The organism is Sphingomonas sp. Ant20 (genome assembly GCF_000783375.1).
GTDB lineage: Bacteria > Pseudomonadota > Alphaproteobacteria > Sphingomonadales > Sphingomonadaceae > Sphingomonas > Sphingomonas aerolata.
In genome coordinates this window covers 1-19,819 of record NZ_JRVI01000004.1, presented here as the reverse complement: position 1 = coordinate 19,819, position 19,819 = coordinate 1, and the positions used below count along the sequence as shown (strand labels likewise).

General features: G+C 66.0%; 19 protein-coding genes, 2 tRNA genes and 4 pseudogenes. 9 read left to right on the top strand and 16 right to left on the bottom strand.

Features of this window, described 5'->3' with window-relative positions; translation table 11 throughout:
• Positions 1 to 152 precede the first annotated feature (152 nt).
• The 8 genes and pseudogenes from NI18_RS01270 to NI18_RS01235 form a co-directional block, all read right to left on the bottom strand.
• A pseudogene (locus NI18_RS01270) lies at positions 153 to 963 on the bottom strand (inositol monophosphatase family protein).
• 162 nt (positions 964 to 1,125) lie between these two features.
• The gene (efp, locus tag NI18_RS01265; protein ID WP_037527514.1) at positions 1,126 to 1,689 is read right to left on the bottom strand and encodes an elongation factor P; all 564 of its coding nucleotides are present in this window, start codon (positions 1,687 to 1,689) and stop codon (positions 1,126 to 1,128) included.
• Between the two features lie 73 nt (positions 1,690 to 1,762).
• Positions 1,763 to 2,374, bottom strand: coding sequence for a M23 family metallopeptidase (locus tag NI18_RS01260; protein ID WP_031440953.1), 612 nt, complete (start codon positions 2,372 to 2,374; stop codon positions 1,763 to 1,765).
• A gap of 4 nt (positions 2,375 to 2,378) precedes the next feature.
• Positions 2,379 to 3,389: a L,D-transpeptidase family protein gene (locus tag NI18_RS01255; RefSeq protein WP_037527541.1), complete on the bottom strand. Its 1,011-nt coding sequence runs from the start codon at positions 3,387 to 3,389 to the stop codon at positions 2,379 to 2,381.
• A 155-nt stretch (positions 3,390 to 3,544) separates the two neighbouring features.
• Positions 3,545 to 4,231: a thiamine phosphate synthase gene (thiE, locus tag NI18_RS01250; RefSeq protein ID WP_031440955.1), complete on the bottom strand. Its 687-nt coding sequence runs from the start codon at positions 4,229 to 4,231 to the stop codon at positions 3,545 to 3,547.
• Positions 4,232 to 4,306: 75 nt separating this feature from the next.
• On the bottom strand, positions 4,307 to 5,227 hold the full coding sequence (locus tag NI18_RS01245) for a class I fructose-bisphosphate aldolase (RefSeq protein ID WP_037527538.1): 921 nt from the start codon (positions 5,225 to 5,227) through the stop codon (positions 4,307 to 4,309).
• A gap of 13 nt (positions 5,228 to 5,240) precedes the next feature.
• Complete coding sequence (locus NI18_RS01240; protein WP_081877811.1) at positions 5,241 to 5,570, bottom strand: type II toxin-antitoxin system PemK/MazF family toxin; 330 nt, start codon at positions 5,568 to 5,570, stop codon at positions 5,241 to 5,243.
• Positions 5,567 to 5,797: a ribbon-helix-helix protein, CopG family gene (locus tag NI18_RS01235; protein WP_037527511.1), complete on the bottom strand. Its 231-nt coding sequence runs from the start codon at positions 5,795 to 5,797 to the stop codon at positions 5,567 to 5,569. Before NI18_RS01235 ends, NI18_RS01240 begins: the two co-directional genes overlap by 4 nt.
• Before the next feature lie 208 nt (positions 5,798 to 6,005).
• On the opposite strand from NI18_RS01235, the pseudogene NI18_RS01230 reads away from it, so the two are divergent.
• Positions 6,006 to 6,461: pseudogene (locus NI18_RS01230) on the top strand (TlpA disulfide reductase family protein).
• Here NI18_RS01230 and NI18_RS01225 read toward each other — a convergent pair.
• The 3 genes from NI18_RS01225 to gap form a co-directional block, all read right to left on the bottom strand.
• Positions 6,458 to 7,648: a phosphoglycerate kinase gene (locus NI18_RS01225; RefSeq protein WP_037527509.1), complete on the bottom strand. Its 1,191-nt coding sequence runs from the start codon at positions 7,646 to 7,648 to the stop codon at positions 6,458 to 6,460. The pseudogene NI18_RS01230 and the gene NI18_RS01225 sit on opposite strands and share 4 nt — an antisense overlap.
• A complete protein-coding gene (locus NI18_RS01220; protein ID WP_052148901.1) occupies positions 7,645 to 8,055 on the bottom strand; it encodes an MOSC domain-containing protein in 411 nt (136 codons plus the stop codon). The genes NI18_RS01225 and NI18_RS01220 overlap by 4 nt, the downstream gene beginning before the upstream one ends.
• Before the next feature lie 175 nt (positions 8,056 to 8,230).
• On the bottom strand, positions 8,231 to 9,241 hold the full coding sequence (gap, locus tag NI18_RS01215; protein ID WP_031396568.1) for a type I glyceraldehyde-3-phosphate dehydrogenase: 1,011 nt from the start codon (positions 9,239 to 9,241) through the stop codon (positions 8,231 to 8,233).
• Positions 9,242 to 9,385: 144 nt separating this feature from the next.
• Between gap and NI18_RS01210 the strand changes: the two genes are divergently transcribed.
• The 4 genes from NI18_RS01210 (at position 9,386) to NI18_RS01195 (ending at position 10,865) form a co-directional block, all read left to right on the top strand.
• A complete protein-coding gene (locus tag NI18_RS01210) occupies positions 9,386 to 9,610 on the top strand; it encodes a hypothetical protein (RefSeq protein ID WP_031396567.1) in 225 nt (74 codons plus the stop codon).
• Between the two features lie 11 nt (positions 9,611 to 9,621).
• On the top strand, positions 9,622 to 9,918 hold the full coding sequence (locus tag NI18_RS01205; RefSeq protein ID WP_260171439.1) for a cell division protein ZapA: 297 nt from the start codon (positions 9,622 to 9,624) through the stop codon (positions 9,916 to 9,918).
• Between the two features lie 216 nt (positions 9,919 to 10,134).
• A complete protein-coding gene (locus tag NI18_RS01200; RefSeq protein WP_037527506.1) occupies positions 10,135 to 10,668 on the top strand; it encodes a 5-formyltetrahydrofolate cyclo-ligase in 534 nt (177 codons plus the stop codon).
• Positions 10,665 to 10,865, top strand: a complete 201-nt coding sequence (locus tag NI18_RS01195) for a DUF2842 domain-containing protein (protein ID WP_031396564.1) — start codon at positions 10,665 to 10,667, stop codon at positions 10,863 to 10,865. Before NI18_RS01200 ends, NI18_RS01195 begins: the two co-directional genes overlap by 4 nt.
• A gap of 61 nt (positions 10,866 to 10,926) precedes the next feature.
• On the opposite strand, the gene NI18_RS01190 is transcribed toward NI18_RS01195, so the two are convergent.
• The 4 genes and pseudogenes from NI18_RS01190 to NI18_RS01175 form a co-directional block, all read right to left on the bottom strand.
• A tRNA-Asp gene (locus NI18_RS01190) sits at positions 10,927 to 11,003 on the bottom strand.
• Between the two features lie 89 nt (positions 11,004 to 11,092).
• Positions 11,093 to 11,169 (bottom strand) — tRNA-Asp (locus NI18_RS01185).
• A 55-nt stretch (positions 11,170 to 11,224) separates the two neighbouring features.
• A complete protein-coding gene (locus tag NI18_RS01180) occupies positions 11,225 to 12,373 on the bottom strand; it encodes an AI-2E family transporter (protein WP_081874318.1) in 1,149 nt (382 codons plus the stop codon).
• A gap of 243 nt (positions 12,374 to 12,616) precedes the next feature.
• A pseudogene (locus NI18_RS01175) lies at positions 12,617 to 14,325 on the bottom strand (class I adenylate-forming enzyme family protein).
• A 187-nt stretch (positions 14,326 to 14,512) separates the two neighbouring features.
• Between NI18_RS01175 and NI18_RS01170 the strand changes: the two are divergent.
• The 3 genes from NI18_RS01170 to NI18_RS01160 are packed head-to-tail and all read left to right on the top strand — an operon-like array spanning position 14,513 to position 19,031.
• A complete protein-coding gene (locus NI18_RS01170; RefSeq protein WP_031394456.1) occupies positions 14,513 to 15,742 on the top strand; it encodes a serine hydrolase domain-containing protein in 1,230 nt (409 codons plus the stop codon).
• Positions 15,743 to 15,772: 30 nt separating this feature from the next.
• Positions 15,773 to 17,803, top strand: a complete 2,031-nt coding sequence (locus NI18_RS01165) for a 3-hydroxyacyl-CoA dehydrogenase NAD-binding domain-containing protein (protein ID WP_037527504.1) — start codon at positions 15,773 to 15,775, stop codon at positions 17,801 to 17,803.
• 46 nt (positions 17,804 to 17,849) lie between these two features.
• A complete protein-coding gene (locus NI18_RS01160) occupies positions 17,850 to 19,031 on the top strand; it encodes an acyl-CoA dehydrogenase family protein (protein ID WP_037527502.1) in 1,182 nt (393 codons plus the stop codon).
• Positions 19,032 to 19,066: 35 nt separating this feature from the next.
• On the opposite strand, the gene NI18_RS26160 is transcribed toward NI18_RS01160, so the two are convergent.
• Positions 19,067 to 19,204, bottom strand: coding sequence for a hypothetical protein (locus NI18_RS26160; protein ID WP_306286156.1), 138 nt, complete (start codon positions 19,202 to 19,204; stop codon positions 19,067 to 19,069).
• On the opposite strand from NI18_RS26160, the pseudogene NI18_RS01155 reads away from it, so the two are divergent.
• Positions 19,178 to 19,819 (top strand): annotated as a pseudogene (locus tag NI18_RS01155) (acyl-CoA dehydrogenase family protein); the annotation flags it as partial. The gene NI18_RS26160 and the pseudogene NI18_RS01155 sit on opposite strands and share 27 nt — an antisense overlap.

Below are 19,819 nucleotides of genomic sequence, written 5' to 3'. Positions count from 1 at the left end.
TGAGCGTCGCGGGAAACCTGCGTTACCTGCATGGTTGTGCAAGCAACGGCAACCGCCAGGCGCCGGTCGTAGCCCCCAGCAAGACCGTCACCCCAGCAAAAAACTGGGGTGACGGACATTTGGTAGGCCGGCCCGGCCTACGACCCAATGCCTCAGCGCAGCGCGCCGGCCACCAGCTATGCAGCCGCGAATGCAGCGCATCATTCGCCGCGAGGAACTCGTTGCGCTCCATCGCGCGGTCGCCACCGCGGAAGTCAGTCACGTAGCCGCCCGCTTCCTTGACCAGCAACATCCCCGCCGCGACGTCCCACGGCTTCAGGTTCGATTCCCAGAAGCGTCGAACCGCCCGGCTGCCAGCCAGGCGAGATCGAGCGCCGCCGCGCCGAGACGGCGGATCCCCGCCACCTCGGGCGCGACCGCACCGAAGATGCGGCTCCACTGCGCAAAATCGCCATGACCGAGGAACGGAATACCTGTCGCGATCAGCGAATCGGCTAGATCGCGCCGCGACGACACCCGCAGGCGCTGGTCGGTCAGCCACGCGCCGCGGCCTCGCTCAGCCCAGAAGCTCTCGTCGGTGAGCGGCTGATACACGAGCGCAGTCGTGACCTCGCGCTTGCCGTTCGGCATCGGCTCCTCGACCGCGATCGAGATGCAGAAATGCGGGATGCCGTGGAGGAAGTTCGACGTGCCATCGAGCGGGTCGACGATGAAGCGCGGCTTGTTGGGATCACCCGCGACCTCGCCGCGCTCCTCCATCAACATGCCCCAGTCGGGGCGTGCGTGGCTCAGCTCTTCGAAGATCGTCTGCTCGGCGCGCTGGTCGGCCTGGCTGACAAAGTCGGCGGGGCCCTTGCGGCTGACCTGCAGCTGCTGGACCTCGTTAAAATCGCGGCGCAGGCGCGGCGCGGCCTTGCGGGCGGCGCGCTCGATGACGGTCATGATGCCGGAATGGCTGGGCATTTCAATCCTTTCAGCCCCTCCCCTTCAGGGGAGGGGTTGGGGTGGGGCAGTGCCGCAGACCCAGGCCGCGGGCAAAGCCCGCGTCGTCGGCCGGGCCATGCCCGCCGGCCGGGCCGGCGGGTCGTGCGGATAGCTTAAGCTATCCGTCTCGGCCGCTCGGCCTTAATCAGCACGCCTTACATAGGTCTGCTCATAGACATCGACCACGATCCGCGTGCCGGCACCGATATGCGGCGGGACCATCACGCGCACGCCGTTCTCGAGCACCGCGGGCTTGTACGACGACGAGGCGGTCTGCCCCTTCACGACGGCATCGGCCTCGACGATCAGCGCCTCGATCGTGTCGGGCAACTGGACCGAGATCGGCCGCTCTTCCCAAAGCTCCATCACGACATCCATGCCGTCCTGCAGGAACGCCGCGGCGTCGCCCAGAATGTCGGCATCGAGCGTGATCTGCTCGTAATTGACCTTGTCCATGAAGGTCAGCGCGTCGCCGTCGCGGAACAGATACTGGAAGTCGACGGTGTCAAGCCGGACCTTCTCGACGCTCTCGGCAGAGCGGAAGCGCGTGTTGCTCTTGCGGCCGTCGATGAGGTTCTTCATCTCGACCTGCATATAGGCGCCGCCCTTGCCGGGCTGGGTGTGCTGAATCTTCACGGCGCGCCAGATGCCGCCTTCATATTCAAGGATGTTGCCGGGACGAATCTCGACCGCGTTGATCTTCATGACCGATTCCTGCTGGAAAGAGCTAGGGGCCGTCCGCCAGGCAAGGCCGTGCGGAAACCCGAAGCCGCGCGCTTTAGCGGGATGGCCGCGCGCGGGCAAGCAGCGGGTAGGGATTGACCTCTTCGCCCTGCCACCAGCGCTGGCCCGGCTGCATCCGGCTCACCCCGAAATGCAGGTGATAATTGCCTGCGCCCGCGTCACCAGTGTCGCCGACATAGCCAAGTCGGTCCCCCGCCGCGACCGCCATCCCTTCGCGCACGCCCGGCGCATAGCCCGCGAGGTGCGCATAATAATAGGTCCAGCGCCGGTCGGGTGACCGGACATAGACGGTGATCCCGCCAAGCGCGCTCTGGAACAGCTTCTCGATTCGTCCTGGCGCCGCCGCGACGACCGGCGTGCCGCCCGCCGCCATGATGTCGGTGCCATGATGCCCGCGCAGCCCGCCGCCGCGCGGATCGTTCCAGCTGTTGCCGACCGCGGTGCGTGGGACACCCAGCACCGGCATCGTCAACGAACGGGGCGCGTCCGCAACCCCGTCCTCCGCGACCGCGACGTTCGACGCCGTCGGCGACGACGCGCGCCACGCCACCGACCGTCGCCCGCCATCCCCAAAAGACAGCATCGAAGCGAACGCGCCAACCACCAGGACGATCAGCGCGAGAATAACCCAGAACGTCCGCGTCATGCGATCAGGCCTGGAAGACCGCCTTGGTCCCCGGCTTGATCATCATCGATAGCCTTGCCGCATCCCAGTTCGTCAGGCGGATACAGCCATGGCTTTCGGCGCGCCCGATCGTCTCGGGGTTGGGCGTGCCGTGAATGCCGTAATGATCCTTCGAAAGGTCCATCCAGACGACGCCGACCGGACCGTTCGGCCCCGGCGGCAGCATCTCCTTCTTCTGTCCCTTCTTCGCATCCCAGAACAGCGCCGGGTTGAAGTGGAATTTGGGGTTATAGTCAGAGCCCTTGATCGTCCACGTCCCCAGCGGCAGCGGGTCGTGGCTCGACCCCATCGTCGCGGAGAACTGCGCGATCAGCCTGTCGTTCGCGTCGAGCACCCGGAGGACGCCGTCGGACTTGTCGACGACGACGTGATCCGCCTGGGGCTGCTTCGCATCAACGTTCAGCATGTTGAGCGTCGCGCGCCAGTCAGGACGGAACTTGGGATCATAGTCGCGCGACGTCGGGAGAGCGTTCGGGAACACCACCTTTGTCCCCGCCGACAGTTTGGTCGACGGCGAGTTGAGGGCCATGATTACCGCAGGCGTGGTGTGGAACATCTCACCCAGCTTCTCCATGATCGTCCGGTAGCCGATCGTCTGAAGCTCGGCCTGCTTCGCCGGGTCCTTGGGCAGCGGATTGACGAATGGCCCCGCCAGCATATCGGGCGTCAGCGCGACCGTGACGGTCGGCCGTGCCGCACGATAGGGATACAGCGCGCGCATCGTCTGCGTGTCGGGCTTGCCCGTGATCGGCAGCCCCTTCGCCTCCTGGAATCCCTTGAGCGCGGCCACGAGCGATTGCCCGCCGCGACCGTCGAGTACGCCCGGACCGAAACCCAGATGATCGAGGATCACCTGGACGTGAAGTACGTTGCGGTCGATCGGTACCGGCTTGGCAGGGACAGGCTGCGCCATCGCCGGCAGGGCCGCGAGCAGGCAACCTGCAAGAACCGAAGCTTTCGTCACAAATGCCGTCATGCTCGTCATCCCAACCGTTACGCTACTGCATCAAACGGTTGGAACGACGGTTGTTTCCGTGACGCCAGCCAAGACCCCTCCCGTCATCCTGACGAAAGTCAGGATCCAGAGCCAAGCAGCGCGCCGCCCGAAGCATCCGGCGACGGACAACCTACTCAACGCTTGGCGAGCACCTCGCCGAATGCCTTGACCGCAGCGACCTCGTCGCCATTCCAGACGGCGCCCGACACCGCGATGAAATCGGCCCCCGCCGCCGCCAGCGCCGCGGCATTGTCGGGCGTGATCCCGCCGATCGCGACACACGGCATTTCGAACAGCGTCGACCACCAGGACAAGAGCACGGGCTCGGCCAGATGCTCGACGGTCTTGGTCGTGGTCGGATGAAAGGCCCCGAATGCGACATAGTCCGCACCGGCCTCGCCCGCTTCCATCGCCAGATGCCGGCTGCCGTGACAGGTCACGCCGATCTGCGCATTGGGGCCGAGCTGCGCGCGCGCCTCGCGCGGATCGCCATCGCTCTGCCCGAGATGCACGCCGTCCGCGTCGAGCCGCTTTGCCAGCCCGATATCGTCGTTGACGATGAACGCGACATCGCGCTCGGCACAGATCGCACGCAGCGGCGCACCGAGCGCGGCGGCGGCGTGTTGGTCGATGTCCTTCACGCGGAACTGGAACGCGGCCACCGGCCCGGCGTCGAGCGCGCGCGCAAGCCGCTCGGGAAAGTCGCCGCCGACGTCGAGCGGCGAGACGAGATAGAGCTGACATGGCGGCCGCCGCATGTCGCGACGGAAATTCTCGGCGAATGTCGGGTCGAGCGGGCCCAGTGGATCTTCTTCGGTCATTCCCCGCCCCTAGCGGGTCGCGCCGCGCCCGTCACCCCGGCGCAGAGCCGGGATGACGGACGGGCGAAGCCGCGCTTATTCCTCGTTCTTGTAGATCCGGATGATCCGGTCGAGCATCGCCAGTGCCTCGTCGCGCGGACGCTGGAAGGTGTTGCGGCCGATGATCGAGCCGTTGCCACCGCCGTCACGAATATCGCGTGCATCCTGGAAGACCGCATCGGCACCCTTGGACGCGCCGCCCGAGAACACGTTGATGCGACGCCCGGCAAAGCTCGACTGGACGACGTGGCGGACGCGATCGGCCTGCTTGGACCAGTCGGTGCCGGCATAGAGCGGCTTGGCTTCCTTCTGCTCGATATGATCGGTCGGCAGCTTGGTCTTGATGATGTGCGCACCGAGCAGCGCCGCCATGTGCGCGGCATAGGCGCCGACGTCGAGCGCGAGCTCGCCGTCCTTGGTCAGCTCGCCGCCACGCGGATAGGACCAGATCACAGTCGCGATGCCGACCGACTTGGCCTCTTCGCTCAGCTCGCGGATTTCCTCGACCAGGTCGAAGAACTGGTCCGCGCCCGGATAGATGGTGAAGCCGATCGCCGCCGAGCCGAGCCGCACCGCATCCGCCACGGTCGCGGTCACCGCCTGGTCGATCGTCGTCGCCCAGCTGTTCGAGCTGTTGCACTTCAGAATCGTCGGGATCTGCCCGGCGAACGTGTCCGCGCCCGCCTCGAGCATGCCGAGCGGCGCTGCATAGGCGCTGAGCCCCGCGTCGATCGCGAGCTGGTAATGATAGTGTGGGTCATAGGCCGCCGGATTGACCGAGAAGCTGCGTGCCGGGCCGTGCTCGAAACCCTGGTCGACGGGCAGGATCACCAGCTTGCCGGTACCGCCGAGCTTGCCCTGCATCAGGATGCGCGCAAGGTTCGCCTTTACCGCCGAACTCGTGGCCTCATACTTGTCGAGGATAGTCTTGATTTGCGGTGTGATCGTCGAGGTCATGGTCATTCCTGTCTTAGAGTTCGAGCCAGCGGCGCAGCGCGTCGTCGACCCGGGTCATGGTGGTGATGGGTATCGTACCGATAATCTTGACGATGGCGTTGCGGTCGAGCGTGTCGAGCCTGTCGACCTGAATCTCGCTGTCGCAGAGAAGACCCGTCTCGGGCGACGCCTCGAGCGACACGCGAAAGAGGCTGGTGCCGGTGATGACGCTGGTGAGTGGGCACAGCGAGACCGTGCCATGATCAGCGAACAGGTCTGACTGAACGACGAGGAACGGTCGTGGCTTCCGGGAAGACTCCCCTTTGCCAGCCCCGATCACGACCATGCCCCGTGTAATTTTCACGTCAGGGACTCCGCGAACATGGCATCCCAGTCTTCGTCCTTCGCGTGTCGATCATGTGCGGCAGCGAGGAGCGATTGCCGCTTTGCCTCCGCAAGGAACGCTTCATCGTGGCGTTCGACGTAGCGGCGCACGGCTTCACGTGCGATATCGCTCTTGCTGCGCCCTTGCGTGCGGGCGACCGCCGCGAGTCGTTCTTCGAGGTCGCTATCGAGCCTGACGCCGAGCATCCGAGTCTCCGTTTAACATGTTAAACATAGGCAAGGGGCGGCGCTTGATCAACCCCTGCTCGACTGTACTCGAACGCGCGCCAGGGACGGATTGACGCACCATCCCCGGACGCCGAGGTTGGCGTCGGGAAAACCTCCGGGGGGAGAGCGGGCAATGACGGTTTCGATAAAGGGCGTGATCGCGAGCGCACTGGCGCTGGCGATCGCGATGACGCCGTCTCACGCGTCAGCGACGATCAAGGTCGGCGACCGGGCGCCAAAATTCGAGCTGACGCTGATCGACGGCAGCAGGATCAGCAGCACCGACCTGCACGGACAGGTCGTCATCCTCAATTTCTGAGCGACATGGTGCGGGCCGTGCAAGGCGGAATTGCCGCTGCTCGACACCTATTACCGGCTGCGCAAGGACAACGTTCTGCGCGTCTTCGCGGTCGCAACCGAAGATTCGCTCCCGGCGTACAAACTGAAACCGGTCTTCGCGGCGCTGGCAATACCATCGGCGCGGCGGATCAAGGGCGCGTTCGGCGTGATGGGCGCGCTGCCGACCAACTACATCATCGATCGCGCCGGGGTCGTCCGCTATGCGAAACCCGGCGCGTTCGACCTGGCCGACCTGAACACGCTGCTTGTGCCCCTGCTCAACGAGCCGGCGCCGACGCCTTAACGGGTCAGCGCGGCGACGCCGGGAAGGTCCTTGCCCTCCATCCATTCCAGGAACGCACCGCCGGCGGTCGACACGAAGGTAAACGCATCCGCGACCCTGGCATGGTTGAGCGCTGCGACCGTATCGCCACCGCCCGCGACCGAGACCAGCGAACCACCCTCGGTGAGTGCCGCCGCCGTCCTGGCGAGCGCGACCGTGGCGGTGTCGAACGGCGGCGTCTCGAATGCGCCGAGCGGACCATTCCAGACGAGAGTCCGGCAATTCTTCAGGACGTCGCCAAGCGATTCGACCGCAGCCGGGCCGACGTCGAGGATCATCTCATCCGCTGCGACCTCGTGCACGTTGATCGTGCGCGTGGCGGGGTTCGGCTTGAACTCCTTCGCGACGACGACGTCGTACGGCAGATGGACGGTGCAGTTCGCCTTGTCGGCGGCCTCCATGATCTGTTCGCAGGTGGCGGCGAGTTCATGCTCGCACAGGCTCTTGCCGACATCGACGCCGCGCGCTGCGAGGAAGGTGTTGGCCATGCCGCCGCCGATGATCAGGTGATCGACGCGCGTGACCAGGTGCCGCAGCACGTCGAGCTTCGACGAAACCTTCGCGCCGCCAACGACTGCCGCGACGGGATGCTCCGGCGCGCCGAGCGCCTTCTGGAGCGCGTCGAGTTCGGCCTCCATCGCACGACCAGCAAAGGCCGGCAGGACGTGTGCCAGACCCTCGGTCGAGGCGTGCGCGCGGTGCGCGGCGGAGAAGGCGTCGTTGACGTAGAGATCGCCGAGGCTCGCAAAACGCGCGACCACCGCCGGATCATTCGTCTCCTCGCCGCCGAAGAAGCGCGTGTTCTCCAGAACCGCGATATTGCCGGGTTCGAGTATGGCGACCGCGTCGTCCGCGCCCTCCCAGTCGACATAGCGAACCTCGCGGCCCAGCACGTCGCTATACGGCCGGACGACCTGCGAGAGCGACAATTCCGGGCTCGGATTGCCCTTGGGGCGGCCGAAATGGGCGAGGATCAGGACGATCGCGCCCTTGTCGGCCAGTTCGCCGACCGTCGCGACGGTCGCCCGCAAGCGCGTGTCGTCGGTGACGGCGCCTTCGGCCATCGGCACGTTGAGGTCTTCGCGGACAAGCACGCGCTTGCCCCGCACATCGCCCATGTCGTCGAGCGTCTTGTATGGCTTGCTCATGGTTCTTCGATCCTGATCTCGTCACCGACGGCGATTCTGCCGCCCATCAAAACGCGGGTACACGCCCCGCCCCGCCAGTCGGACGTGAGCGCGGCGAACAATCCTGGCGCCAGGGCTTCCATCCGTTCGCACGGATCGGTGTGGCGCGTCACCTCCAGCACCACGTCCGCGCCGATGCGAAGCCGCGTGCCGGGTATCTGGGGAAGGTCGAAGCCGTCGACGAGAAGGTTCGCGCGGCGTTCGTACCAGGGAATATCACAGCCGACCTCGGCCATCGCCGCGTCCCAGTCGCCGCGTTCGAGCAGCGTGACCTGGCGCCGCCCCCTGCCGCCGGGCTTTACATAGCCGCGAAAGTCACCGTGCAGACCGGCCTCGATGGTGATCTCGACATGGTCGATGACCTCCATCGGAGCTTTCGCGCGCGCGTGACGCGCGATGCCGGCGATCGTGCCTGCGGCCCCGGCCTCTTTCCCGTTCGTGTCGAGCGCAGTCGAGACACCAGCTGTCACGAGCCGCGACTTTTCGACTTCGCTCGAAGCGAACGGCAAGGGAGGAAGCGGAACCGCATTCTCGTACTCTACCTCAGATGAACTTCGCCATCGCCGTGGCCGTGTCGACCATGCGGTTCGAGAAGCCCCATTCATTGTCGTACCAGCTGACGACGCGGACCAGCTTGCCGTCGATCACCGCGGTCTCCAGGCTGTCGATCGTCGACGAGGCCGGGGTATGCTGGAGATCGATCGAGACGAGCGGCTCGTCCGACCAGTCGAGCACGCCGACCAGCGGGCCGCTCTCGGACGCCGCCTTCAGCACCGCGTTCACTTCCTCGCGAGTCGTGTCGCGCGAGGGCGTGAAGGTCAGGTCGATCAGCGACACGTCCGGCACGGGCACGCGGATCGCCGAGCCGTCGAGCTTGCCCTTCAGTTCGGGCAGCACTTCGGACACGGCGCGCGCGGCGCCCGTCGTGGTCGGGATCATCGACATCGCCGCAGCACGTGCGCGACGCAGGTCCGGGTGGATCTGGTCGAGGATCTTCTGATCGTTGGTATAGGCGTGGATCGTCGTCATCAGGCCGCGCTCGATGCCGATCGCGTCGTTCAGCACCTTGGCGACAGGGGCCAGGCAGTTGGTCGTGCACGACGCGTTCGACACGATCGTGTGCTCGGCCGTCAGCTTGTCGTGATTGACGCCATAGACGACCGTCAGGTCGACATTCTTGCCCGGTGCCGAGATCAGCACCTTCTTGGCGCCGGCGTCGAGATGCTTCTGGCAGCTTGCCTTGTCGGTGAAGAAGCCGGTGCATTCGAGCACGATGTCGACGCCCAGCTCGGCGTGCGGCAGGTTGGCGGGGTCGCGCTCGGCGGTGACGCGGATTCGCTTGCCGTCGACGACGAGTTCATTGCCCTCGGCCGACACGTCGCCCGGATATTTGCCGTGAACGCTGTCGCGCTTGAACAGCCAGGCGTTCGACTTGGCGTCGCCGAGATCGTTGATCGCGACGAGTTCGAGTGCGCCGTTCGACTGCTCGAGAACCGCGCGGGCAACGAGCCGGCCGATCCGCCCGAAACCGTTGATCGCAACCTTGACCGTCATTGCTGTATCTCCGCTACGCCCGTGAGTCCGTTCCGGGCGCGCTGCCTTTGCGGGGCGGTGGGGCGCCCTGTCAACACCATGGACGGTGTGCGGCACGGGCGAAAGCCGCTTGCCGCGCCCCCCGGCCATGCTATCTCGCAATCTATGCCAGATACTCTTCCCGACGCGCCGACGGCCGTCGACAGGCCTCCCGACGGTCCAACCGCGGTCGACAGGATCGACGCCGCTATCGGCCGGATCGAAGCCGCGATCCACGCACGCGCCGAAAGCGGCGACGCACTCGCCAGGCGGCATGCCGCGCTGAAGGCGCGCATGGCGGAGGCGGTCGCCGCGCTCGACGACGTCATCACCCGCGGGAGCCCCAACTGATGGCACAGGTCATGCTCGATATCGGTGGCCGCCCGCATGCGGTCGCGTGTCGCGACGGCGAGGAATCGCGCGTGCGTCTGCTCGGCGCGATGCTCGCCGAACGCTGGCCGGTCGCGGACCGCGCCGCCGGGGGGCTCAGCGCCGAACGCGCGATGCTGTTCGTCGCACTGATGCTCGCCGATGATCTCGACGAAGCCGCGCATCGTCCGCCCGAAGGATCGGCGGTCAGCGAGATCGCGCTGACGCGCATCGCCGATCGTCTCGAAGGACTTGCACAGGCCCTTGAGCAAAGCCCGCCGAGCGCCTAGATTGGCCTTGGCGGGTTCTGCCCGGTACGAGCCTTTATTATCCCTGAGGCTATTCATCATCCATAGGGGGCTGTCCCTGTTAGGACCCTGGTCCGAAGCATATGGTCCCCACCTGACGTACCGTGCGTCAGTGGATAACCCGGCACACGGCCATGGTGGGCCCGCCACATCACCATTCCCGTCATCGGACGATACCCGCATGATCGATCCGCACCCGTGAGCGACAAGGCCGCGCTACGTACCGCATTGCGGGCCGCCCGTGCGGCCGCCGCGCCGGTCGAGATCCGCGTCCCGGACGCGTTCCTGGCCCGGCTTTCGCCCGGCCTGACCGTCGCCTCCTATGTTCCGATGGCTGGTGAGGCGGATCCCTTGCCGTTCGCACGCGCTGCTGTCGAGGCAGGGTGCGTCATCGCGCTTCCCCACGTCGTGCGCCGCGACCAGCCGATGCGGTTTCTCGCGTGGGAGACCGAGGCGGCGCTGATCGCAGGCCCCTTCGGGCTTCACCAGCCCCCGGCCGATGCCGCTGCGCTCGCCCCTGACATCATCCTCACCCCGCTGGTGGGGTTCGATCGTCACGGCAATCGCATCGGCCAGGGCGCAGGCTATTACGACCGCGCATTTCTCGCGCATCCCGACGCATGGCGAATCGGGATCGCGCTGGCGATCCAGGAGGTCGACGCGCTGACGCCCGACGCCTGGGACGTGCCGCTTCACGCCATCGCCACAGACAAGGACTGGATCACGCCATGACACCTAGCTGGCGCAAACCCGCCGGGATGCTCGGCATCCTGTTGCTGATCACCCTGTGGTGCGTCGCGATCGTCAGCCTGTCGACGATCGTCGGCAGCTGGCACTGGCTGGGCCAGCTGGCATTCTATCTCGTCACAGGGCTGATCTGGATAGCGCCGCTGAAACCCGTGCTGCGCTGGATGGAAACGGGGCGCTGATCCCGGTCACTGTCCGGACGGCGGCTAATATTTTAAAGGGGGGCTCGGCCACCCCTTAGGGTGGCGCGAGTGACGGGACTCGAACCCGCGACCTCCGGCGTGACAGGCCGGCGCTCTAACCAACTGAGCTACACCCGCATTCCCAATGACGACCTCTGCACAGCACCCGCAAACCGGTCTGGCAGTCGTCACCGTCGTAGACACTATTTCACACCATCGACGAACGATGGCGCGAGTGACGGGACTCGAACCCGCGACCTCCGGCGTGACAGGCCGGCGCTCTAACCAACTGAGCTACACCCGCTGAAACAGCGTGGAGGCGGCAACTAGGCGAGGGTTGGGATAGCGTCAACCCCCATTCAGCCGCCTGTTTCACGTTGGTCGTCGGACGCGTCCCCCCGGCGCCGATTCCGCCCGCTTTTCTGCTGCACCAGCGTGCCATGCTCGAACAGGAACCCCGCGATATCGGGCTTCCCCGCTGCGCCCAGCACGGTCTGAATGATGATCAGCAGCGGCACCGCCAGCAACGCGCCGAGCGTGCCCCAGACCCAGCCCCAGAAGCTCAGAGAGATCAGGATCAGCAGCGGGCTGATCGTCAGCCGGTGGCCGACGATGAACGGCGTGATCGCGTTCGCCTCGACGAGATGCAGCCCGTACATCAATGCCGGGGGAAGCAGCGCCATCCAGATATCCGAAAAGGTCATCAACCCGCCCAGCCCGAGCAGGAACGCGCCGATCACGGGTCCGAAATAGGGGATGTAGTTCAGCAGGGCGACGATCCCGCCCCACATCGCCGGATAGGGCATGCCGATCGCCCACAAGGCGGTGCCGGTCACGATCCCGAGCAGGACATTGATGACGGTGATCGTGCCGAGATAGGCCGAGACATCGTCGACCACGTCCTGAATCACGCGGGCGGTCGCCATCGCCCCGTCGAAGCTCGTGCGGCCCGTGATCGTCTGCCGTCGCATGCCCGTCCAGCCGGACAGGAAGAAGAACACGATCAGGATCCCGAACAGCAGCTGGACGATGACCGCCGGCGCGGATGTCGCGGCGAATTCGAGGATCGAACTCGGTGCCGCGACGCCCGCGGTTGCAGGCTGCTTGATCGGCGTCGACGCGACCTGCCGCAGCGTCTTGTTCACATATTTCTCGAGGCTCGAATAAAGATCGAGCAGCGGCGCCAGATTGCTCTGGATCCGATCGAGCCGTGTCGGCAGCAGCCGAAAAAAGTCGGTTGCCGGCACGAGGATCGCGGCGATCGCGACATTGGCCGCGACCAAGAACACCAGAATGCACGCGAGCGCCGCGATCGGCGACGGCACGCCCCGCCGTTCGAGCCATTCGAGCACCGGAATCAGTGCGACGGCGATCACCAGCGCGGTCGTCAGCGGCAGGAAGAACTCCGCCCCTGCCTTCAACGCGAACGGCAATGCGATGACCAGCCCAATTCCGGCGGTCAGCGTCAGCGCGGCGAGCAGGCGATCGCGTCGCTGCGCGATCCGCATCGCATCCTCGACACCAACGCCGATCGGGGGTTCGAACACCCCTTCCGCGCTGGTTTCCGTGGTTGCCCCGCCCCTAGCGGGCGGCGGCCCTCCCTCATGGACGTCCGCCGTACCCGCCTGGGCCGTATAATCGTCGTTCGCCATGCCGTTACCCCTCGCTTGCCCTTCCCCTTGTCACAATCGGGGCGGCATTCAAGCGGTGTTGACGCTCCGCCTGCGAGATGCAGAACGAATCGCCCTAAACTATGATGCCGTGGTCGGAATCCGATCCGCAAAAAGCGATTGCAGGTCCTTTTTCAGGATCTTGCCGTTCGCGTTGCGGGGCAAGGTCTCGGGCACGAAGCGGATGGCGACGGGCGTCTTGAACGCCGCGAGCCGTTCGCGCACCCAGGCCTGCAGTTCCGCCTCGCTCGCCTGCGCACCGGGAGCGAGGTGGACGACGGCAACCGGCTCCTCGCCCAGCGTGCGGTGAGGCAGCCCGATCAGCGCGCAGTCGGTGACCGCGGGATGCGCATAGAGGACATTCTCAACCTCCGACGAATAGATGTTTTCGCCACCCCGAATGATCATGTCCTTGGCGCGGTCGACGATGTAGCAGAACCCCTCCTCGTCGAGCCGCGCGAGATCCCCCGTCCGCACCCAGCCGTCGATGAACGTCGTCGCGGTCGCTCCGGCTTGTTCCAATAGCCCTTCACGATCATCGGCCCGCGCGCCCAGAGCTCGCCGACCTCGCCGACCGGAAGCTCGGTGACGCCGTCCTCCGCGACGATCTTCAGGTCGACGACCGGCGCGGGGGGGCCCGCGCTGCTCGGCCGGTTGAGATAATCCTCCGCGCCGTGATGCGTGACCGTCGCCATCGTCTCGGTCATGCCCCAGCCATTGCCGGGCAGCGCACCGAGCTCGCTATGGATGCGCCTGACCAGCTCGGGTGCCGAGGGCGCGCCACCATAGGCGATCGATTCGAGCGACGAGAGATCATAGTTGCCGCGGTCGGGATGCTCGATCAGCTGCCACGCGATCGTCGGCACGCCGCCGGTCACGTTCACCTTTTCGCGTTCGATGATCTCCATCGCACGGACGGTGTCCCACTTGCGCATGAAGATCATCGTGCTCCCCGTCGCGATCACCCCCATCATGCCCGCCGAGCAGGCGGTGACGTGGAAGAGCGGGATGACGGTCAGCGTCACGCGCGGGGTCGGCTCGGGCGGCATCTCGCCGCGCCGCAGGGCCGATCGCGCGCCCGAATAGCCCCCGGTCAGGATGTTCGACATCATGTTGCGATGCGTCCCCAGCGCCCCCTTGGGGGCACCGGTCGTGCCGCTGGTATAGAAAATCGTCGCATCGTCGTCGGGCGCGATCACCGCGTCGGGCAGCGGCTGGTCGGGCAGCGTCGCCCAGTGCGACGACGCCCCGATCACGTCCTCCAGCGGCGCTGCGATACCGGTCAGCGGCGCGACCGCGCGGCTGACCAGCACCTGCTCTAGCGACGGAATCGTCGCGTAGATATCCTCGAGCCGGTGATGGCGTTCATCGTCGGTGATCAGGACCCGGGCACCCGAATCGGCGAGACCATAGGCCATCTCCGCGCCCGTCCACCACGCGTTCAACGGCACCATCACCGCGCCGATCGCGGTCGCTGCGAAGAACGCGACCGGCCATTCGGGCAGGTTGCGCATCGCCAGCGCGACACGGTCGCCCGGCCCGATGCCCAGCGTACGCAGATGCGCCGCCAGCGTCGTCACCGCGCGCCACGTCGCTTCATAGGTCACGCGCTCGTCTTCATAGATGGTGAAGACGCGCTCGCCATGACCGCGCGCGGCCTCGATCAGGTAACGCAGCGACGGCGGCGCATTCTTCCACACGCGCGTCGCGACCCCGCCGATCGTCACGGTCTCCATCTCGAACTTGCCGCCGGGCGCAGTCAGACGCCGTTCGGTTTCCGCCATCGACATGACCGGCCAGTTGGGGTCCAGGGCGATGATTGGTTCATGAGCCAAGGCCAGCCTACTCCAAATATGAATTTCGGGTTTGGCTTATCCGCCAACCGGATGCACGTTTAGAGTTGATTTGCACGCCACTCAAGGCAATAGGAGTGCCCATGTTCGAACCGGGGGTATGGTGCATGCGGGGAAGCTGGCGATGACCGCCGCGTTCGCTGGGGCGGCTGAACGGCACGGCTTCGATCCGGCACGGCTTGCCGCGATCGATAGGCTGTTGAAAGACCGCTATATCGTCACCGGCAAGCTCCCCAATGCGCAGCTGCTGATCGCGCGCGACGGCGAAACCGTGCATTTCTCGCATCAGGGCCTCGCCCGCGAAGGCGGCGCGCCGATCGACGAGACCTCGCTGTTCCGGATCGCGTCGATGACCAAACCGATCACCTCGGTCGCGTTCATGATGCTGGTCGAACAGGGCCTCGTCGCGCTCGACACGCCGGTTCATCACGTCCTGCCCGCGTTCAAGGGGATCGGCGTCTATAACGGCGGCGGTGCGGGGGTCCCCTTTGCGGTGAAACCGACCGCCGAGCCGATGCGGATGATCGACCTGCTCCGCCACACCTCGGGTCTGACCTACGGCTTCCAGAATCGCTCGAATGTCGACGCCGCCTATCGCGAAGGCAAGATCGAGAATTGGCACGGCAATCTCGATCTTGACGGGTTCGTCGCCGCGCTGGGCGCGCTGCCGCTCGAATTCTCGCCGGGGACCGCGTGGAATTATTCGGTGGCCACCGACGTGCTTGGCGCGGTGGTCGAGCGCGTCTCGGGCGTCACGCTCGACACCTTCTTCACGACGCGGATCTTCGTGCCGCTGAAGATGGACGACACGGGATTCCAGGTTCCTGCCGACAAGACGGATCGCCTGACCGATTGCTACACGGTCGCACCGGGCAAGGGGCGCACGATGCTCGATCGCGGCGAGAAGAGCGCGTGGAGCCGTCCGCCGACGCTGTTGTCGGGCGGGGGCGGGCTCGTCTCGACCGCGCTGGACTATCAACGCTTCTGCCAGATGTGCCTCAACGGCGGCGAACTCGACGGTGCGCGGATCCTCGGCCGCAAGACGCTCGAACTCATGACGCAGAACCATCTGCCCGGCGGCGCCGACCTGACGACGATGTCTCGGTCGATGTTCAGCGAGGCGACGAATGCCGGCACCGGTTTCGGACTGGGCTTCGCGGTGACCATCGATCCCGTCCGATCGATGATGCCGGGGTCGAAGGGCGAATATTACTGGGGCGGGATGTTCTCGACCGCCTTCTTCATCGATCCGGTCGAACGCCTGTCGATGGTCTTCATGACCCAGGTCTCGCCCAGCAGTCTCTACCCCATCCGCCGCGAGCTCAAGACGATGATCTACGCCGCCATGACTTGACCCGTCAGCGGCCGTCACCAGGAGAGAATAATGACCACCCCGATCCGCACCGAACGCCATGACGACGTCCTCGTCATCATCTCGAACAACCCGCCGGTCAACGCACTTGGCGCCGCAGTCCGCCAGGGGCTCGAAGCCGCGATCAAGGACGGCGTCGCCGACGCGAGCATCACCGCGATGGTGATCCGCTGCGACGGCCGTACCTTCTTCGCGGGCGCCGACATCACCGAATTCGGCAAGCCTATGGTCGAGCCCGGCCTGCCGACCGTCGTCGACATGATCGAGGCGTCGTCCAAGCCCGTCGTCGCCGCGATCCACGGCACCGCGCTGGGCGGCGGCTGCGAAGTCACGCTCGGCTGCCATTACCGCGTCGCCGTTCCCTCGGCCAAGATCGGCACGCCCGAGGTCAAGCTCGGCCTGCTACCCGGCGCGGGCGGCACGCAGCGCATCCCGCGCATCGCCGGCGTCAAGCTTGCGCTCGAGATGACCGCCAAGGGCGATCCGATCTCTGCGAAGAAGGCGCTCGACGCCGGCCTGATCGACAAGATCGTCGGCGAGGACAGCCTGGAAGCCGACGCGATCGCCTTCGCGCGCGAGATCGCGGCGAAGCGCCCCCTGCCCCGCGCGTCCGAGAAGACCGCGCAGGCCGATCCCGACGCGGTCGCCGCATTCAAGAAGGAGAACGCGCGCCGCTTCCGCAATTTCGACGCGCCCGCCGCCAACATCGCCTGCGTCGAGAAGGCCGCCGACGGGTCGAGCTTCGCCGAGGGTGTCGCGTTCGAGCGCGAGCAGTTCATGGCGCTCATGATGGGGGTCCAGTCCGCCGCACAACGCCACATTTTCTTCGCCGAGCGCCAGGCCGCCAAGATCGACGACGTCCCCGCGGACACGAAACTGCGCGAGATCAAACGCGTCGGCGTGATCGGCGCGGGCACGATGGGCGGTGGCATCGCGATGAACTTCCTGTCCGCCGGCATCCCCGTCACGATCGTCGAGATGCAGCAGGACGCGCTCGACCGCGGCACCGGCGTCGTCCGCAAGAATTACGAGGCGACCGCCGCCAAGGGCCGGATGAAGCCCGAACAGGTCGAACAGGCGATGGGCGCGCTAAAGCCCACGCTCGACTTCGCCGATCTCGCCGAATGCGACCTGATCATCGAGGCGGTGTACGAGACGATGGAGGTGAAGAAGGACATCTTCACCAAGCTCGACGCAATCGCCAAGCCCGGCGCGATCCTCGCCTCGAACACCTCCTATCTGAACATCGACGAGATCGCGGCGTGCACGAAGCGGCCCGAGGACGTCGTGGGCATGCACTTCTTCTCGCCCGCCAACGTCATGAAGCTGCTCGAGGTGGTCCGTGGCGACAAGACCGCGGACGACGTGCTCGCGACCGTCATGGCGCTCGCCAAGAAGATCAGGAAGGTCGCGGTGGTCGCGGGCGTCACCTATGGCTTCATCGGCAACCGCATGCTGATGCCGCGCCAGGTCGAGGCGACCAAGCTGCTGCTCGAAGGCGCAAGCCCCGAGCAGATCGACCGCGTCCATGTCGCGTTCGGCATGCCGATGGGCCCGTTCCAGATGAGCGACCTCGCAGGCGTCGACATCGGCTGGCACCGGGACCCGAGCCGGATCGAGAATATCCGCGATGCGCTGGCGGCCGAAAACCGCTGGGGCCAGAAGACCAAGGCGGGCTTCTACGACTATGACGAGAAGCGCACGCCGTCCAACTCCCCCCGCGTCGCCGAAATCATCGACGATTTCCGCGCCAAGTCGGGTGTCACCCCGCGCGAGATCAGCGACGAGGAGATCGTCGCGCGCACGCTCTACACGATGGTCAACGAAGGCGCGCTGATCCTCGAAGAGGGCAAGGCGCAGCGTGCGTCCGACGTCGATGTCGTCTGGATCTACGGTTACGGCTGGCCGGTCTATCGCGGCGGGCCGATGTTCTGGGCGCAGTCGGAAGGCTTGCCAAAGGTCGTCGCCGGGCTCGAGAAATACGGCTTCCCGGTTGCCAAGTCGCTGAAGGATGCCGCCGCGAGCGGTGGAAAGATCAAGTAAATTCTACGCCCTCTCCCCTCAGGGGAGAGGGAGAAAGGAAGACCCGATGACCGACCTCGACACCTTTCGCACCGAAACCCGCGCCTGGCTCGCGGAAAACTGCCCGCCCGAGATGCGCAAGCCCGTCCGCTCGGAGGACGATGTCTGCTGGGGCGGTCGCCAGTTCAAGCCATCGAGCCCCGCGCAGAAGGACTGGCTCGACCGGATGGCGGCCAGGGGATGGACTGTCCCCGACTGGCCCAAGGCCTATGGCGGCGGTGGCCTGTCGCCTGCCGAGACCAAGATCCTCCGCGAGGAGATGGCAGCGATCAAGGCGCGCAACCCGCTCAACAGCTTCGGCATCTCGATGCTCGGGCCGGCACTGCTGAAATATGGCACCGAGGAGCAGAAGCTCGATCACCTGACCAAGATCGCGCGCGGTGAGATCCGCTGGTGCCAGGGCTATTCCGAACCCAATGCGGGCTCCGATCTCGCCGGCCTCGCGACCTCGGCGGAGGACAAGGGCGACCATTATCTCGTCAACGGCCAGAAGGTCTGGACCAGCTACGCGGACAAGGCGGACTGGATCTTCTGCCTCGTCCGCACCGACAAGAGCTCGAAGCAGGGCGGGATCAGCTTCGTGCTGTTCGACATGGCGACCCCGGGCGTCTCGACCAAGCCGATCCTGCTGATCAGCGGCAATTCGCCGTTCTGCGAGACCTTCTTCGACAATGTCGAGGTCCCCAAGGTCAACCGCGTGTACGAGGAGAACAAGGGCTGGGACGTCGCCAAATATCTGCTCGGCCACGAACGCGAGATGATCTCGGGCATGGGGCTCGCCTCGTCGGGCGGCAACCCGCTGATCGACGGTGCGATCGCCACCGTCGGGCTCGGCCATGACGGCCGTCTTGCCGACCCGCTGCTTCGTGCGTCGATCGCGCTGTTCGAGGTGCGCGCCAAGGCGTTCGGGGCGATGTCCGAACGCTTCATCGATGAATTGAAGGCGGGCAAGGCGCACCCCGCGCAGCCGAGCATGATGAAATATTACGGCACCGAGCTGAACAAGTCGCGCTACGAACTGATGATGGCGGCGGGCGGCTCGGACGCGCTCGAATGGGACAGCGACCGCTCGCGCGGCGGTGCGATCCCGCGCTCGTGGCTCCGCACCAAGGCGAACTCGATCGAGGGCGGGACGAGCGAGATCCAGCTCAACATCATCGCCAAGCGAATCCTCGAACTGCCGGCCTGAGCTCTACCGTTCTCCCGCGGAAGCGGGAGCCAGAATCACGAACGCTGCGCGCGGGGCTCCTGGGCCCCCGCCTCCGCGGGGGAACAGAAATGCCACTCTATCTCGACGACGACCAGACCGTCCTTCAGGACACGATCCGCGACTTTGTGGCGGAACACGCCCCCGTCAGCCATATGCGCGCGTGCGTGATGCGGAGGACGCCACGGGCTTTTCGCGCGACCTGTGGAAGCAGTTCGCCGAAATGGGCTTCACCGGCATCCTGATCGGCGAGGACCAGGGCGGACTCGGCCTCGGCCATATCGAGGCGGGCGTCGTGCTCGAACAGATCGGTCGCAACCTGTCGCCCTCCCCGTTCCTGACCACCGCCGTTGCCGCGGTCGAGGCGCTCAAGGGCACCGGCCAGGCCGAACGCTGGTTCCCCGGCATCATCGCCGGCGAAACGGTAGCAGCGCTGGCGATCGACGAGGCCGCCAAGCACCGCGACAGCATCGCGATGACCGCCGAACGCGCCGGCAACGGTTTTAAACTGACCGGCGCAAAGCGCTTCGTCGCGCATGGCCACACCGCCGACCTGATCATCGTCGCCGCGCGTACCGCAGGCGGCGCGGACGATGCCGACGGGATCACCTTGTTCGCGGTCCCGAAGGACGCCGCCGGGCTCAGCGCGAACGCTGAGCGGCTTGCCGATGCGAGCCTCGCCGCACGGCTCGACTTCGACGGGGTGGAGGTCGATGCCGATGCGGTGATCGGTGAGGTCGACGCCGGCCGCGCGCCGCTCGATCGGCTCA